The sequence below is a fragment of the Helicobacter sp. 11S02596-1 genome (assembly GCF_002272825.1).
Classification (GTDB): Bacteria; Campylobacterota; Campylobacteria; order Campylobacterales; family Helicobacteraceae; genus Helicobacter_J.
This window is the reverse complement of sequence record NZ_MLAM01000002.1, coordinates 222,684-237,491: the sequence shown is the minus strand read 5'-3', so window position 1 is coordinate 237,491 and position 14,808 is coordinate 222,684. Positions and strand designations below refer to the sequence as shown.

Annotated in this window: 13 protein-coding genes; 4 read left to right on the top strand and 9 right to left on the bottom strand. The window is 41.9% G+C overall.

Going from position 1 to position 14,808, the window contains the following annotated elements:
- Nucleotides 1-669: 669 nt before the first annotated feature.
- The 4 genes from BJI48_RS02475 to hemH are packed head-to-tail and all read right to left on the bottom strand — an operon-like array spanning nt 670 to nt 7,222.
- Nucleotides 670-2,718: a hypothetical protein gene (locus tag BJI48_RS02475; RefSeq protein ID WP_095331507.1), complete on the bottom strand. Its 2,049-nt coding sequence runs from the start codon at nt 2,716-2,718 to the stop codon at nt 670-672.
- Between the two features lie 14 nt (nt 2,719-2,732).
- Nucleotides 2,733-5,567 (bottom strand): cytochrome c biogenesis protein CcsA, encoded by a 2,835-nt coding sequence (ccsA, locus tag BJI48_RS02470; protein WP_095331505.1) that lies wholly within the window; start codon nt 5,565-5,567, stop codon nt 2,733-2,735.
- Between the two features lie 14 nt (nt 5,568-5,581).
- Complete coding sequence (locus tag BJI48_RS02465; RefSeq protein ID WP_095331502.1) at nt 5,582-6,223, bottom strand: thioredoxin family protein; 642 nt, start codon at nt 6,221-6,223, stop codon at nt 5,582-5,584.
- Between the two features lie 3 nt (nt 6,224-6,226).
- Complete coding sequence (gene hemH, locus BJI48_RS02460) at nt 6,227-7,222, bottom strand: ferrochelatase (RefSeq protein WP_257874355.1); 996 nt, start codon at nt 7,220-7,222, stop codon at nt 6,227-6,229.
- A 58-nt stretch (nt 7,223-7,280) separates the two neighbouring features.
- Between hemH and BJI48_RS02455 the strand changes: the two genes are divergently transcribed.
- Nucleotides 7,281-7,703, top strand: coding sequence for a hypothetical protein (locus BJI48_RS02455; RefSeq protein ID WP_095331500.1), 423 nt, complete (start codon nt 7,281-7,283; stop codon nt 7,701-7,703).
- Nucleotides 7,703-8,374 (top strand): 16S rRNA (uracil(1498)-N(3))-methyltransferase, encoded by a 672-nt coding sequence (locus tag BJI48_RS02450; protein ID WP_095331497.1) that lies wholly within the window; start codon nt 7,703-7,705, stop codon nt 8,372-8,374. The genes BJI48_RS02455 and BJI48_RS02450 overlap by 1 nt, the downstream gene beginning before the upstream one ends.
- Before the next feature lie 22 nt (nt 8,375-8,396).
- Here BJI48_RS02450 and BJI48_RS02445 read toward each other — a convergent pair whose 3' ends face one another.
- The 5 genes from BJI48_RS02445 to BJI48_RS02425 all read right to left on the bottom strand — a co-directional run bounded on the left by BJI48_RS02445 (nt 8,397) and on the right by BJI48_RS02425 (nt 13,461).
- A complete protein-coding gene (locus BJI48_RS02445) occupies nt 8,397-8,921 on the bottom strand; it encodes a DUF2393 family protein (RefSeq protein ID WP_095331495.1) in 525 nt (174 codons plus the stop codon).
- Nucleotides 8,918-9,745: a bifunctional phosphoribosyl-AMP cyclohydrolase/phosphoribosyl-ATP diphosphatase HisIE gene (gene hisIE / locus BJI48_RS02440; protein WP_095331492.1), complete on the bottom strand. Its 828-nt coding sequence runs from the start codon at nt 9,743-9,745 to the stop codon at nt 8,918-8,920. The genes BJI48_RS02445 and hisIE overlap by 4 nt, the downstream gene beginning before the upstream one ends.
- Nucleotides 9,746-10,873: a prohibitin family protein gene (locus BJI48_RS02435; RefSeq protein WP_095331488.1), complete on the bottom strand. Its 1,128-nt coding sequence runs from the start codon at nt 10,871-10,873 to the stop codon at nt 9,746-9,748. It lies immediately after the preceding gene.
- Nucleotides 10,874-10,882: 9 nt separating this feature from the next.
- Nucleotides 10,883-11,800 (bottom strand): branched-chain amino acid transaminase, encoded by a 918-nt coding sequence (locus BJI48_RS02430; protein ID WP_095331550.1) that lies wholly within the window; start codon nt 11,798-11,800, stop codon nt 10,883-10,885.
- Between the two features lie 107 nt (nt 11,801-11,907).
- The gene (locus BJI48_RS02425) at nt 11,908-13,461 is read right to left on the bottom strand and encodes a DEAD/DEAH box helicase (protein ID WP_095331485.1); all 1,554 of its coding nucleotides are present in this window, start codon (nt 13,459-13,461) and stop codon (nt 11,908-11,910) included.
- Between the two features lie 210 nt (nt 13,462-13,671).
- On the opposite strand from BJI48_RS02425, the gene BJI48_RS02420 reads away from it, so the two are divergent.
- A complete protein-coding gene (locus tag BJI48_RS02420; RefSeq protein WP_095331481.1) occupies nt 13,672-14,412 on the top strand; it encodes a cytochrome c biogenesis protein CcdA in 741 nt (246 codons plus the stop codon).
- A 2-nt stretch (nt 14,413-14,414) separates the two neighbouring features.
- A complete protein-coding gene (locus BJI48_RS02415) occupies nt 14,415-14,705 on the top strand; it encodes a hypothetical protein (protein ID WP_095331479.1) in 291 nt (96 codons plus the stop codon).
- Nucleotides 14,706-14,808 lie beyond the last annotated feature (103 nt).

Below are 14,808 nucleotides of genomic sequence, written 5' to 3'. Positions count from 1 at the left end.
GTGGTTTGTGAATGGAAACCTTAGAAAACGGGTTGATGACGTGCGAAGCACGGAATAAATCGGGTGGGTGGGTGAAAAAACTTTAGGAATGAAAAGAGGCTTTGCCTCTTGGAATGGTCTTCAGGTTGGCATTGCCAACCGAGTAAAAAATAATGTTTTTTGGTCTCCCGCCTTTTTATTTTTTTATTACGCAGGGGGCGGGGTTCTACCTGCGAAGCGTCGCCCGCCCCCTTGCAACCATCGGGTGGGTGGGTCAGAAACCCACTGCACGCCCCCTTAGTAGATAGGGTGAAAAAGCATAGTGGGCTTTGGTTTGTTAGCAGTTCTGAAACTGCTTGCCTTTGTCGCGCTTGTGTGCTGTGAAAAATCGGAAAATTTTGACCCGCCCACCCAATCGTTGAAGTGCGCCCGCCGATTTTTCGCAAGGAGACACAAGCAAGCGACTTCCCCTCCTTTGTTTGCCGAAAAGAAAAGCGGAGGCTTATTCTTTTCGTGGGTTAAAGGAGGGGTTAGGGGAGGATTAAACCCCTTTTCTTTTGCGATTGAAAAGTTTAAAGCATTAGAAAAGCTTACAGGCGAAAGCCTTTAGGAGCGAACACCGATTTAATCGCCCGCAGTGGTCTTCAGGTTTGGATTTTTAATCCAAACCGAGTAAAAATAATGAAAGCATTAAAATTTCTTCAAAATCCCATTGAGGAGTTTTTTGACATTCTCTTGATTTTCTTTGGGAACATATTTCTCAATCGCCTTATCTGCGCCCTTATCAATCGCTTCGACAGCCTGTTTTTTGAGTAATGCACTCGCGTCAATATCGACTTTTGGCGATTTGAGATTGCCATTGAGACCCACATCAATATAATCTTTTTGGAGTGAGAGTCTGATTTTTGAAGCGATCTGGCTTTTTTCTAGGTCGATAAGCATTTTATTTGACTCGATACGCACATCTTTGCTTTGCATTGAAAGCTTGGCATTGAGAAGCTTTTTGTCAATAGAACTCGTAAAATCCGTCGTTTCAAAAACCTCGCTGGCGAGGTCAAATTTGGCGTATTTTTTGATTAGTTGCGTAAAATCGCTCCGAACAATCGAGCCATTTTTCACCGAAGCCCAGATCTTGCCTTTTTGCGTGGTGATATTGTAATCCAGACCGCCTGATGCCATCGCGTCAAAAACATCTGGGATTTCTAGCAAGCCAATAAGCCTTTTGACCGGGATGTCTTTGAAGTCGCTTTTGAGTGTGTCATTTTCAAAAACACCTTGCAGATTCCCACCCAAACTATTTGAATGAAAATCTGCGTGTAACCCACCAGCATAGCGGAGTTTGCCATCAACATCAAAAGAACCTACAAGCCCGACGCCTGTGATGAACTTGAGCTTTTTGAGGTCGGGCAAGGAAGCGTGAAATTTGCCATCAAAAAGAGGTTTTGTCATATCAACATCGGCTTGGTTGAGCTTGAGAGATCCAATCGGGGAGTCAAAATCAAAATCCAATTTGCCCGTGCCATTTTTTGAAAGCAAGGCGATTTTGCTATCAAATGCCGTGTCGGGCATATCGATCTCAAATTGCTTTTTGATGGGGGCGTTGATGGTTTTGCCCGTGATATTACCGGTGAATTTTATCGATGGAAAGGTCGCAAAATCGCTGATATTACCCTGCATATCTGCGGAGGCGTGGGCGTATTGGGGTTGATAGAACATCCATAAAATCTTTTGTATTGCAAGTTTTTTGATGTCAAAATCCACCGCTGTGAGGGCGAAATTTTTCAAATTCACATCATAAAGGGTCTGGGAATCGGCGATGTCGCTTTTGCCTTTGATATGCAAATCCTGCTGGTTGCCTGTGATCTCGCCACTGGTTTGTGCGCTACCTCGCAAAGGGATTTTAACAATGGGACTCAAAGGAGAAAGGTCAGAAAACTTGGCTTCATAGACATTAGCAATACGCATATCTGGGATAGCGATCGTCCCGCTGGTGGTGAAATTCCCCACATTAGAGGTGAAGCTCAAGCTGTCTTGGATAGATTTGTCATTAAAATCAGCTTGCAATGCCAATAAAAAATCCACCTTGGGAACGGGGATTTTAAAATCATTTTTTACCAATTTCTGATTGAGAAGACCATCTGTGATATTGGCAGTGATTTGCCCATCATAGCCGTGATTTTGGTTTTTTTTCACATCGGCTTTGAGCTTGAAAATCCCGCTTGCATAGGGCTTTTGCCCGATGATAGGGAGCAGTTTTTCCAGGTGCAAGTCTGTAATATCGGCATTAAGATCTGCTAAATCATAATCAATCAATCTTGCTTCTAGCTTGGTTTTTGAATCGGCTAGATTGCTGGTAGTTTTAACCAACAAGTCGCCAAACTTGCCTTGAATGCTCGAATCAATCTGGAAGCCACCTTTTAAAGGCATACCAACCATCGGATTTAAAACCGATAAATCCTTGAAAGTCGCGTCAAATTTTGCGTCGATTGTCTGCGAAAATAAAGAAAAATCACCCCAAAAATGCGCCAAAACCGCGTCTTGATGAGCCAAAGCAATATCAAAACGAGAGAGCCGCAAAGAAAAATTTTGCACCTCTAAAGGGATGGGCGAATATTTGTTGATCGCCACACGGACAACGGGTTTTAAGATATTGTTCCCGATTTGTGTGAATAGCAAAACATACACCAATCCCACTAAAACAATCAAAACGCCAAAGAGCCAAATAAACACTTTTTTCACTTTTTTCCTATCAATTAGAGTTTAGGCATTGATAATTTTCTCTTCAAGCCTGCTAAGACAATTAATACCACACTTAAGCCAACAAAATAATACAAAAACACAGGGATAGGCAACGGATCGCCACCAGCATAACTATGCATACCTGAGAGATAATAATTCACACCAAAATACGTCATCAAAATCGAATAAAATCCGACCACGCTCGCAGCTGCAAAGATATAAGGCATAAAGGCAAAGCCCATAAATCGCAAATGCAAAATCACCGCATACACGCCGATCGAAATCAATGCCCACGTTTCTTTGGGGTCCCAACCCCAGTAACGCCCCCAAGATTCATTTGCCCAAACGCCTCCAAGGAAGTTGCCGACTGTGAGCATTAAAAGCCCCAAAATCATACTCATTTCATTGATGGCTGTGAGCGAAAAGATGGTTTGATCGATGTTAGGGCGGCTCGGACTTCTGAAAATAAACATCACCAACGTAATCACGCCGACAATAAAGCACAATCCCAAAAAGCCATAACTTGCCGTAATCACGGATACGTGGATATTGAGCCAGTAGGATTTGAGCACGGGGACGAGATTGCCAATTTGAGGGTCCATAAAACCAAGATGAGCGACAAAAAGGGCAATACCTGCCAAAAAGCTTGCCGCACACAAGGCGAGATTGGATTTTCTAAAGAACACCACCCCAGCAATCCCAGCAGCCCAAGCGATATAAAGCATTGATTCATAGGCATTGCTCCACGGGGAATGCCCGCTAACATACCAGCGCAAAATAAGCCCTATCGTATGGGCGATCACGCACAAGAGTATCGCAGCATAGATACCACGACTTAGCCAAATATTGACAGGTCTATCACGCAAAATACTCACCAAAACAGCGATGAAAAGCACCAGACCCAATAAAATATAGGGCAATGTCAGCTGATCAAAGAAATTCACGTGATTGAGAAAGATTTCAGAATCAACCTTTGATTTTGGCAAATAAAGGTTTTTTCCATACGTTTTTTGATAGTTAGCGAGTTCATCAAGCGCCATATCCGCCTTTTCCCATCGATCATAAGCGATACCGATGTCAAAGCCTTTGAAAATATCGCCCAAAATCGTTTGGATTTCTTTGGCTTTTGATGGTGAGGCATTTTCTAGGGCGTCGATGGGGGCAAACCACGTGGTGGAGTTTTCATCAGGGAAAATCCGCAAAATCTGCCCACTAAAGACCATAAATGCGAGATTGAGCCTTTCATCGACATTCAAAACATCTTTATCAAATGTGCCTCTTTCATTGGGTTTTTTGCGATTGGCTTCTTCGACATAGTTTTGGAGCTTGTAACCATTGAGATCAAATGCATCGGAAAATGCGATACGCTTTTGATCTTTTGGCACGCCCAAAATCTCTCGCAACCTCGGTGTGGCTGTATAGATCATCTTGATATTTCGCCAATCATTCGGATAAAGCATCATCCCCAAAAACACCTGGTCATTACCCAAGCCTTTGAAGCCATCTTCTTTGGTGATTTTGTGGATTACATCCATCGCCATCGTATCGACAGGCTTGATACGCCCGCCAAAATCTTGGAGCTGGAGGCGAGCAAATTTTTTGGTGTGATTTTTGGAATTTTTCCTGAGATTTTCCATTCTCTGGACAATCTCCTCCGGCGAGCTTGATGGCATCATATCATCAATATGCGGGTTGGTGCTTTCAGGGACTATTTGGGTGCTTGCCGGTCCGTGCGTATCGATTTTGCCCTCTTGTATCCCATCGTTTGCATAGCCGATATGCCAAGCGCTTGAGCCAAGTATCAGAGCAAAAGCAAGGCTAGCAATTTTTTGGGATTTGAGGAATCTTGCGAGCTTTCTAAATCTGCCATTTTCAGCAATAAGCAACCAGATTGCCCCCAAAATCAACATCGCATAACCGATATAAGTCGGGACTTTGCCCGGATCTTTATTGACAGAAAGGATCGTGCCTTTTTCATCGGTGTCATAAGAGGATTGGAAAAATCGATACCCGTCATAATCTAAAACGTGATTCATATAGATCCGATAGGGCTTGACTACATTCCCGTTAGAATCCAAAACCTCCACCTCAGAAGCATAAGAAGATGGGCTCATCGAGCCGGGATAGCGTTGCAAATCAAAGTGATTGAGCTTGAGACCAAAAGGCAGTTCGACACTCCTCACACCCCAATTGATAAAAATCTTGACATCGCCAAAAATGCCCTCAACATCCGCACTTTCAATGCCGGGCCCGCCGGTGATATTATAAACCCGTTCTGTGCCATCATAACTCGCATTCAAGACCAAAAAAGAAGTATTATTGGCTTTATTCAAATCTTTTTTGAGGACTTCAAGAGATTCGAGCTTTAAGGGCTTGCCAAAAATCTCAATACTTTTTTTAAGATGATAATTTGAAAAAGGTGAAAGCGGGCTGGAGATAAATTCTTTTTGAACCTCGCCATTTGGGGCTATCGCTCTGATATTGAGGAAACTTTCACTTGTTGTGATGGCGTGGGTGCTTTCTCCCTCACGAATATGCATCGTGCCTTCAAACCCATAAAATCTCGTAATCCCCGCACCCAAGATAATCATCACCAACGAAGCGTGGAACAAAACACTGGCATATTTTTTTCTTTGCCAAGCCTTTGAGACTACCAACGTTCCAATCAAAACAATAAGCAAATAAAGGTGCAAGGCATCAAACCACCACGTATTATATACCATCGCCCTGGCTGCTGGCGTGCCATAGTCGTTTTCGATAAACGTTGCCACAGCACAAGCGGTTGCATACAAGAGAAGTAAAGGAATCGCTACCCAAAAAGAACAAAAAAGTAATTTAAATATCTTCATCGACACCCCTATGATTAAGATTGATTAGATTGATTCAAGATAAAATCACGGAGAAGCTCATTGATTTCTTTTTGATCTTTTGCCTTTTTCCATTCCCCATTTCCGATAAATTCGACCATAGCCATAAACTGCTTTTCAGGAACATAACCGGGAAAATTCACGATGGTTTTGCCATTGGGATCAGCAAATATAATCGTTGGTGTCGGGCGAACATCATACATTTGCGCAAGCTGGGCGGTAGAGACCTTGACTTCTTTGGGATCTTCTTTTGTGCCTACTTTAAAATCGTGCATTTTTGAATAACTCAGATTGACATAATACGCACTGAAATGCTCTTGGATATAGCTTTTAAGCTCGGGAGTATTTTTGATGTCTTTTTTCAACATCTCACAATACGGGCAACCATTCGCCCCAAAAACAATCATCATATATTTTCCATCGGGTGTGATCGTTTTGGTATCTTTAAAAACATCTTCCAAGCCAGCATAGCTTTTTTTGTCCATATTTTCATTTTCGTTTTGGATCTCACTAGATACATTTGTCCCTGTTGAAATCACACTCGAATCGATCTTGTCCTCACTTTTGCACCCAGAAATCCCTGCCCCCACAAACAGAGAAACCACAAAAAACATCATTATTAAAAATACACGTCGCATTTGCTATCCTTTCATAGATTTAACCAAGCCCAAAATGGCACTCACAAACTCTTGTGTGTCATTCAAACACGGGCATACAATATACTCTTTTACCCCGACTTTACTTGCGAGATTGCGGTATTGGATACAGAGCTCATATTTTGTCTCAGAATTGTCAATGCTAAAAGAAAGCGGGTAGATGATGAGTTTTTTGTCTTTGTGCTTTTGCACGATTTCTTCTGTGCTAGGCCCTATCCATTTGAGCGGGCCGACTTTGGACTGATAGGACAAAACGATTTTTTCAAACATAAGCCCCGCAAGTGGTAGCATTTCGCTCAAGATGGCGACGTGTTTTTCGCATTCTTTTTGATAGGGATCGCCCTTTGCCACCACGCTTTCAGGAAGCCCGTGCGCAGAAAACACCATCACAAATTCGCTTGGATCAAGGCCGTGCATACAGCGCTTGACTTCCGAGACTATCGCACGATTGAAACCCTCATCTTGGTAGAATCGATCGATGACTTTAACAACAGGTTTGTAATCTAAACTTTTGAGCGAAGCATACACCTCATTGAGCGAAGATAGCGTCGTTGTCGTGGAATATTGCGGATACATACTAAACAAAACAACACAATCAAATCCTTGCTTTTGCAAATCCTGTAAAACAGCGTGGGTATAAGGCGGGGTATAACGCATCGCATAGGTGTAGAATCTAGTCGTATCGGCTTGATTGAGCTTTTGGACCAAAGAAAATGTCATCTCCGTCATTGGGGATTTTCCCCCGATGGCAGCGTAAATCTTTTTGGATTTTTCAGCCCTTCTGGAGACGATAAAATTGCTGGTGAGCTTTCTTAAAAAATCATTTTTGATAGATAAAATACAAGGATCATTAAACATATTATTTAAAAATACTTCGACCTCATAAAGATTGCTTGGACCGCCCATATTTAGTAGCAATACAGCCTCTTTGGTTGTTTTGATTCGTGATCCTTTTTTAGTTGAATGGATTGGCGCTATAATATTAAAATAAAGTTAATAATGCTAAAATACGGGCTTATCTGGCTTCAAGGGAGTTTTTATGCAAGAAATCGATATGGCTGCCAAAGCTTTCAATGACTCGGTATTTTTTCATTCTTTTTTTATGTATTTTATGCCGATCCCATTTCTCATTAATCTTTATGCGCTTTTTACCAAAAAAGATTATACAGCGATCAATCGTAAAATCTGGTTTGTAATGCCGATGGTATTTTTTTTGGTAGCGGTGGCATTTTTTAGCGGGATATTTGTGATGGCAATGCAGTATTTTTTTATCGATATCAAAAATGCTTTGATGATCGCTGTTACGCTTTTTATTTTCATCGGCGAGATCATAAGGGTCAAAAAACTAAAAATCGCCAAAACCAAGCAAGAGCTGATGGAAGCTTATCTCAAATTCTGCAAACTGCTTTATGGACTGGATTTGATTTTATGTATTGTTATCATCGCCCTAGGTAGGTTTTAGTGCGTTTTGCTTACGCTCCAGATGCGGGGGTAGCGTCTCTAGTGATCGCAGGCGAGCTTTATACCCATCTTTATCACTCCAGACGAACCAAGCTTGAAAAAAAACTTTTTTTTAGAAATCTAAACGATAGCTATCTCTACACCTACGAACAAACCAATATCTCTCGCAAGCACGCTGAACTAAGATTATGCACACGAGTTGATATGCCCGTCTTGCCAAACCGAGAAATCCATATCATTTGGGCGATCATCGAAAGCAAAACCATCGAAAAAACCTTGCCCTATCTCAACCAAATCGGTGTAGGAAAAATCACTTTTTTTTATGCCAACCGCAGTCAAAAAAACGAAAAAATCTCTATTGAGAGGCTCACAAAAATCCTGATACATTCTTGTGAGCAATGCGGGAGAAGCGCACTAATGGATATAGAAATCCTCCCTGATTCACAAAGCGCGCACAAGCAATACCCAAAAGCGTGCGTATTTGATTTTGGGGGTAAGGATATTTACAGGTATCCCCCAAGCCTCAAAGATGGGATTTTCATCGGTCCTGAAGGGGGCTTTGATCTGGCTGAAAAAACGCTGTTTAAGGATTGCTCTACCTATAGTATCGCTACGGATTTCACGCTCAAAAGCGAATGTGCTACGTTGTTGCTTGCAAGTTTGGGGCGTTAATTAGAAAGCTATCAAAATCGGCTCAAAAACAATCGGTGCTGACTTTATAGGGGCTATGTTTGTCATAAAAATCATCGATCATAATTACGAAATGACGGCTTTGGTGGGTAGGGATGGCTTCATTGATAAAATGTTTGAAACTTTTTGTAGGGAAAAACATATTTTTAAAACGATTGAAAGTGTTGGTTGCATTTTTGTGAATATCTATTTTGACGATACACTGATGGATATTTTTCATCCCAAGATTTTTGATATCCATATCTATCAAAAATGCGTTGGCATACTGCAAAGGCGAAGAACGCTGGTAAGAAACTTCGATTTTATAGATTTTTTCTTTCATCACGTAGCGGATCAAAAAAGGAGAAGAAAACAAAATCACAAAAGAGAGCAAAAATAAAAATGTTGGCAAAAATCTTTTGGAATGCCAAACCAAACCCAATGTAAAAATAAATATAAAAATAACAAATATAGCCAAAAATAAAACTATCTCAATGGAAGTGAGACGATGGAACTCCATTAAAATTAAGTTTTTTATTTCTGACATCATTTTCTGCTATTTTTTTCCTCAATCCCACTCAATCCAAATCGCCTTGTAAGCTCGTGCTTGATGGCATTGGGGTGAATATTTTTATCACTCAAGCCAACTAAAATATGATAAATCAAATCGCTACATTCATAAACAATCTGGTCTTTTTGCCCATCTTTGATCGCAAATGTCAGTTCGCCGGCTTCTTCGATGATTTTTTTACAAATCCCATTTTCACCTTTTGCATACAATGAAGCGGTGTAGGATGTTTCTGGGGATTGGGTTTTTCTTTGTTGGAGTGTCTTATACAAGGCATCCAAAATGCTTTTTTCTACACTGGTTTTTGCGGTGTTTTGCAGATTATTTTCATCATTATTTTTTGCGCCACGATCTTTTGTGTTATTTTCACACCCAAGGGCGTGTTTTTGATCGCCATCACACAGACTGCCATCTTTAAGATTGATTTGCCTAAAAAAACAACTTGTTGCCCCCGTGTGGCAAACATTCCCGGTTTGATCGACTTTCAAAAGCAAGGTGTCATTATCACAATCCAAAAACATCTCGATGAGTTTTTGGGTGTGATTGCTGGTTTCGCCTTTTTTCCAGATACGATTGCGGGTGCGGGAAAAATAATGCACTAGCCCCGTTTCTAATGTTAATTTTAACGCTTCTTGATCCATAAAACCCAACATCAAAACACGATTATCATCGTATTGTTGCACGATAGCAGGTATCAAGGGGGATTTGACCCAATCAAGTCGCTCAATCAATGCCTCGAACTTGTCTGCACCCTGAAATCCTTGCAATCCTGCAATTTTGTGCCCTTGATTTTGCTTATTAGTCATTTACTTCCCACTGGCTGCAGTATTTTTTTGCTTACTTTTAGAATCCACCCAAATATTTGGCACAGCACCCCCAGGGGTCAAGAAAATCTGTGCGTCTTTATTGACTTTGAGTGCCTCATTGAATTTGCTTTGGGTTTCGATTTGGCGTAATTGCAAAAGCTTGTCGGTGAGGCTTTGGCTGATACTTTTATTTGCCTCCGATTTTGCTTTGGCTTCAATCACGATCGCATCAGCAACCCCTTTGGCTTTGATACGATTGGCATCTGCCTCACCTTTTGCTAGTGCAGCGACTTTTTCAGCCTCTTGCTTGGAACGCTCTACCTCGTAGCGCACACGTTCAGATTCCTGGCGTGCGATCTGAACTTTTTCGATTTGTTCTTTGATATTTTGTGGCAACACGATTTCTCGAAGCTGGACAGAACTCAACTCAACAGGCGAATTGGGGAATTTTGCCATTTCTTTGGTGATATCTGAACTAATCAGCGTGGCGATCTCATTACGCTTGGTAGGCAAATCCTCTGCAGGGTAGCGCCCAACAACACCACGGACGACATCTCTGACAACTGGATTGATGATTTTTTGCTCCCAGCTAAGCCCGTAGGTAGCGATGGTTTGGGGGGCGGTTTGGGGGTTGAGCCTGTATTGCACGGTGAGTTCAATCGAGACGGTCAAGCCCCGAGAATCCATCACATTGATCGCATCATTTCTAAAAATCCCCTGATTTTTGCCCACAACACCCATATCTTCGGTGCGAGAAAAATTGATCGTCCTCACACGGGTATCTACAACGATGATATTTTGAATGATGGGGATAAAAAAGTGAATGCCCGGCTGGAGCGGGGTATTGTCATATTTACCCGCAGTTACCTTGATACCCACCTCACCAGAATTGATAACAACAAATGGCTTGGCAAGCAAAATCACAATCACGATAATCACCACCGCAATTAGCGTAGAAAATTTTTTGTTTGTAAAAAGATTTGTAGGGATATTTGGCGGGCGAAACCCGGAATTTTTGTTGGGATTATTATTGCCACCCCCGCCATTATTTCGATCATTTTTGGGGGTTTCATCTTTCCCAAACTGCTGGTTTTTTCTTTTTAAATGCTCATTCAAATCAATCGGCATAAGTCTCCTTTAATCAATATAAGTCAGGTAATGGGTATATTTTGGATTCTCACCCATCACGATACTAAAAAATTCTTTTTGCAGTCTTTGGGTCAGCGCACCAGCCTTGCCTGTGCCAATCACTCGAAAATCAAGCTCCCTAATCGGGGTGATTTCAGCAGCCGTTCCGGTAAAAAACGCTTCATCAGCGATATATACCTCATCACGGCTGATACGCCTTTGGACCACAGGGATATTGAGGTCTTTGGCAATCTCAATCACCGTGGCTTGCGTGATGGATTCTAGCGAATTATCATAAGGGGGCGTGATAAGCGTGCCGTCGCGAACGATAAAAAAGCACTCCCCGCTCCCCTCCGCAACAAAACCGCTCTCATCAAGTAATAACGCCTCTTCGCAACCGCATTCCAGTGCTTCGTGTTTTGCCATCTGGGAGTTGAGATAATTTGCGGCAATCTTAGCCTTTCCCATCGTAGATTTCACAGAATTTCTAGCAAAAGAACTCGTTTTGACCTTGATACCATTTAAAATACCATCTTCGCCAAGATACGCTCCCCATTCCCACGCTGCGATGGCAACATTCACAGGGGCGTGAGTGTGGGTTACTCCCATCGTGCCATAGCCCAAAAATACAATCGGGCGGATATAGACATTGCCATCATAGACATTAGCTTTCAAAAGCTCGATATGAGCGGCTTCTAGTTCGCTTTGGCTATAAGGGCATTTGATCGCAACAATCTTGGTGGAATTAAGCAATCGTTTGACGTGATCGCTCAAGCGAAAAATCGCTAAACCCTTTTTTGTCGCATACGCACGTGTGCCCTCAAACGCTGCATTACCATAATGCAATGTATGGCTTAAAATATGCGTCGTGGCGTCTTTCCAAGGGATAAGCTTGCCATCTTTCCAGATAAATTCTGCTTCTTTTATCATTTTAAAACTCCGTTTCTTTCACAATAAATACATCTTGTGCTTATAGAAATTAAAATTTTATCCAAGCTGGTTTAATCCCAGCCATTCTTTGCCTAGTTTTTTGCCTACCAGCCTTTGGCTTTGGAGCTTGAAAATGAACGGCTTCTTGAACCCGTTTGTGTTCTTGAGCCTGCTTGGGGTTTGGCGTATTTGCTGTTAGTCCTTGTGCTATTGGTGCTTGTCCTGCCTTTAGAGGGTCTTTTTGTGCTTGCCCTGCCATCTTTTTGCCCTCTTTGTGAGCTTTGGGTCTCCATCTTGAGGATTTCTTGCTTGCTTAAGCCAATCTTATTAGATTTGAGTTGCAATGCCAAAAGCTTCAATGCAAGCTGGGAGGGTTCGATCTTGTCTTTGAGGCTTTCATAAAGGCTTACAACCTCATCGGTTACTTTGGCTTTGAGGATATTTTCAAACACTTTATCGCCATTAGCTTGCATCATCGGGATTTCATAAAGCTCAAGCTTAGAACCGATGTCTTTTTGGATACGCTGGAGTTCTTTGTATTCTAGGGGTGTAACCAGCGTGATAGCTACGCCTTTTTTGCCTGCTCGCCCCGTCCTACCGATACGATGGACATAGCTTTCTGGATTTAGCGGGATATGATAGTTAAAAACGTGGCTCACATCCGAGATATCAAGCCCACGGCTTGCCACATCGGTAGCCACAAGAATATCGGCTTTGCCTGCCTTAAAGGCATTCACAGCATCACGGCGTTCTCTTTGCTCCATATCCCCGTGCAATGCCACCGATTTATACGATTTGGCTTTGAGGATGGCATTGAGTTCATCAGCTTCTTTTTTCATCCGTGTAAAAATAATGCTTTTAGAGGGTGATTGGGTATCAAGCAAACGCGTAATCGCATCATTTCGCTCTGAATCATTGATAACATAAAATCGCTGGGAAATATCGACATTCGTGATATTTGTCGGGGTGATTTTGATATTGATAGGGTTTTGCAAAATCTTATCTGCCAAAGACCGAATCTGTGCGGGCATTGTCGCTGAAAAAAGCAAGATCTGGGCATTGCTAGGCAAATAACTAAAAATCTCCTCAATATCATCCAAAAATCCCATATCCAGCATTTCATCACTCTCATCAAGGACGACGATTTTGGGGACGAAGTTTTCAATCCTGTCATTTTTGAGATGATCGAGCAATCGCCCCGGTGTGGCAATCATTACTTGAGGCATTTTTTGCATAAACTCACATTGCCGTTTGATACTCTGCCCGCCATACACGCACACGGTTTTTGTCCGTGAAAATTTTCCTAGCTTGAAAACCTCATCACTGATCTGAATCGCTAGCTCCCTTGTAGGCGTGATGATAAGCGCTTCAATGGTCCGATCGTTTTTTAGCATATTGAGGATTGGCAGGGCAAATGCAGCGGTTTTGCCTGTTCCTGTTTGGGCTTGAGCGATCACATCTCTACCTTGCAAAACCGCAGGGATAGCTTTGATTTGTATCGGGCTTGGCGAGGTAAAACCCGCTTCAATGACGCCTTTGAGGACTTGGGGCTTGAGCCCAAGCCCATCAAAACCCATTTCTGCTACTTCCTCCATTTTTTCTGGGGCTGGGTTGGTTGGTTGCTGGGTGCAATCATTGTCTAAAATTTCTTTTGGCATTTTTGCTCACTTTTTAATATTTGGATTGCAAAAAGCCAAAAATCTTTCAATCAGACTTTTTGCTAGCGGTATTATAACAGAGTATTTGTGTTTTATTTTGCTATGCCAATTCTAGAAATGTAGTCAAATCAAATACTGGGGCGCTTGAGAATATCTGTTGATTTAAATTTTTATGTTTTACTATAAACCAAAAAATAACTAGAGGTTTTTATGTTTGATAATTCTTTAATGCAAATCTTTTCTTCCGCTCCCATTACTGCGTCTTTGCTCGCTGGGATTTTGACATTTCTTAGCCCGTGTATCTTGCCATTGATTCCAGCGTATATGTCCTATATTTCCGGTGTTTCTTTAGAAGACATCAAGCAAGGGCAGGCAAATAAATTCCCTATTATTATCAAATCCTTGCTGTTTATCTTAGGATTTGGGATTATTTTTATCCTGTTGGGTGCTTCGATGGCAAGGCTCATTCAAGATTATCTTGCCAGTAGCTGGCTCAATACCATCGCAGGGATAATCATCATTATTTTTGGCTTGCATTTTTTGGGTGTGTTTCGCATTGGTTTTTTATACAAAAGCAAGAAAAGCAACTTTTCCCTTAAGCCCCGTAATAAATTTTTGAGTTTTGTTTCGCCCTTTGTGCTGGGTGTGAGCTTTGCATTGGGCTGGACGCCGTGCATTGGACCTATTTTTGCTAGTATTGTAATGCTAAGTGGCACACAAGAAGGCTATGGGCTTACGTTGATGGTAGTTTATACGTTGGGGCTTGGGATTCCCTTTCTTGTTGTAGCAATGCTTTTGAGCCAGGCATTGAGCGTGCTAGGCAAGATGAAAAAATACACCCGCATTATTGAGATTATTTCGGGTGTATTGTTATTAGCGATTGGTGTGTTGATTATCAGTGGGTCAATGCGAGATGTGAGCGGGTTTTTAATGCAATCGTTGGGAGCGTAGAGATGAAAAAAATACAATGGATTGGGACGTTTTTTTTGATGGGAGTTTTTTTGCATTCGAATGTGTATGCAAAAAAGTTAGCACAAGAGCCGTTAATTGAAGCGTGCGATAAAGCCGAGCTTTCGGGCAATTCTTTGAAAAGGAGCTTTCTCACAAAAGACCAACCAGAAGGGCAGTCGTGCGATAGCCATTTCCAACCCGAAGCTTCTGATTCCATTCAAGGCGATCAAACGCTTAGTGATTTGAAAGCATTTCTCAACTCATCTGCAAATCACCCATCTTCAAGCAACTAAAAGCAAGCTGATTTTTATCGGGGGTTTGCTAAAATCGAAATATTTAAAGATTTAGGTATGCCAAAGGCGGGAATCAATAAAAAACCTCGCCCAAAAGGATAAA

Excerpts from the sequence above, each read along its gene's own strand:
- ccsA (WP_095331505.1), bottom strand. The coding sequence starts at position 5,567 with ATGAAGATATTTAAATTACTTTTTTGTTCTTTTTGGGTAGCGATTCCT.
- BJI48_RS02465 (WP_095331502.1), bottom strand. The coding sequence starts at position 6,223 with ATGCGACGTGTATTTTTAATAATGATGTTTTTTGTGGTTTCTCTGTTT.
- BJI48_RS02455 (WP_095331500.1), top strand. The coding sequence starts at position 7,281 with ATGCAAGAAATCGATATGGCTGCCAAAGCTTTCAATGACTCGGTATTT.
- BJI48_RS02445 (WP_095331495.1), bottom strand. The coding sequence starts at position 8,921 with ATGATGTCAGAAATAAAAAACTTAATTTTAATGGAGTTCCATCGTCTC.
- hisIE (WP_095331492.1), bottom strand. The coding sequence starts at position 9,745 with ATGACTAATAAGCAAAATCAAGGGCACAAAATTGCAGGATTGCAAGGA.
- BJI48_RS02435 (WP_095331488.1), bottom strand. The coding sequence starts at position 10,873 with ATGCCGATTGATTTGAATGAGCATTTAAAAAGAAAAAACCAGCAGTTT.
- BJI48_RS02425 (WP_095331485.1), bottom strand. The coding sequence starts at position 13,461 with ATGCCAAAAGAAATTTTAGACAATGATTGCACCCAGCAACCAACCAAC.
- BJI48_RS02420 (WP_095331481.1), top strand. The coding sequence starts at position 13,672 with ATGTTTGATAATTCTTTAATGCAAATCTTTTCTTCCGCTCCCATTACT.
- BJI48_RS02415 (WP_095331479.1), top strand. The coding sequence starts at position 14,415 with ATGAAAAAAATACAATGGATTGGGACGTTTTTTTTGATGGGAGTTTTT.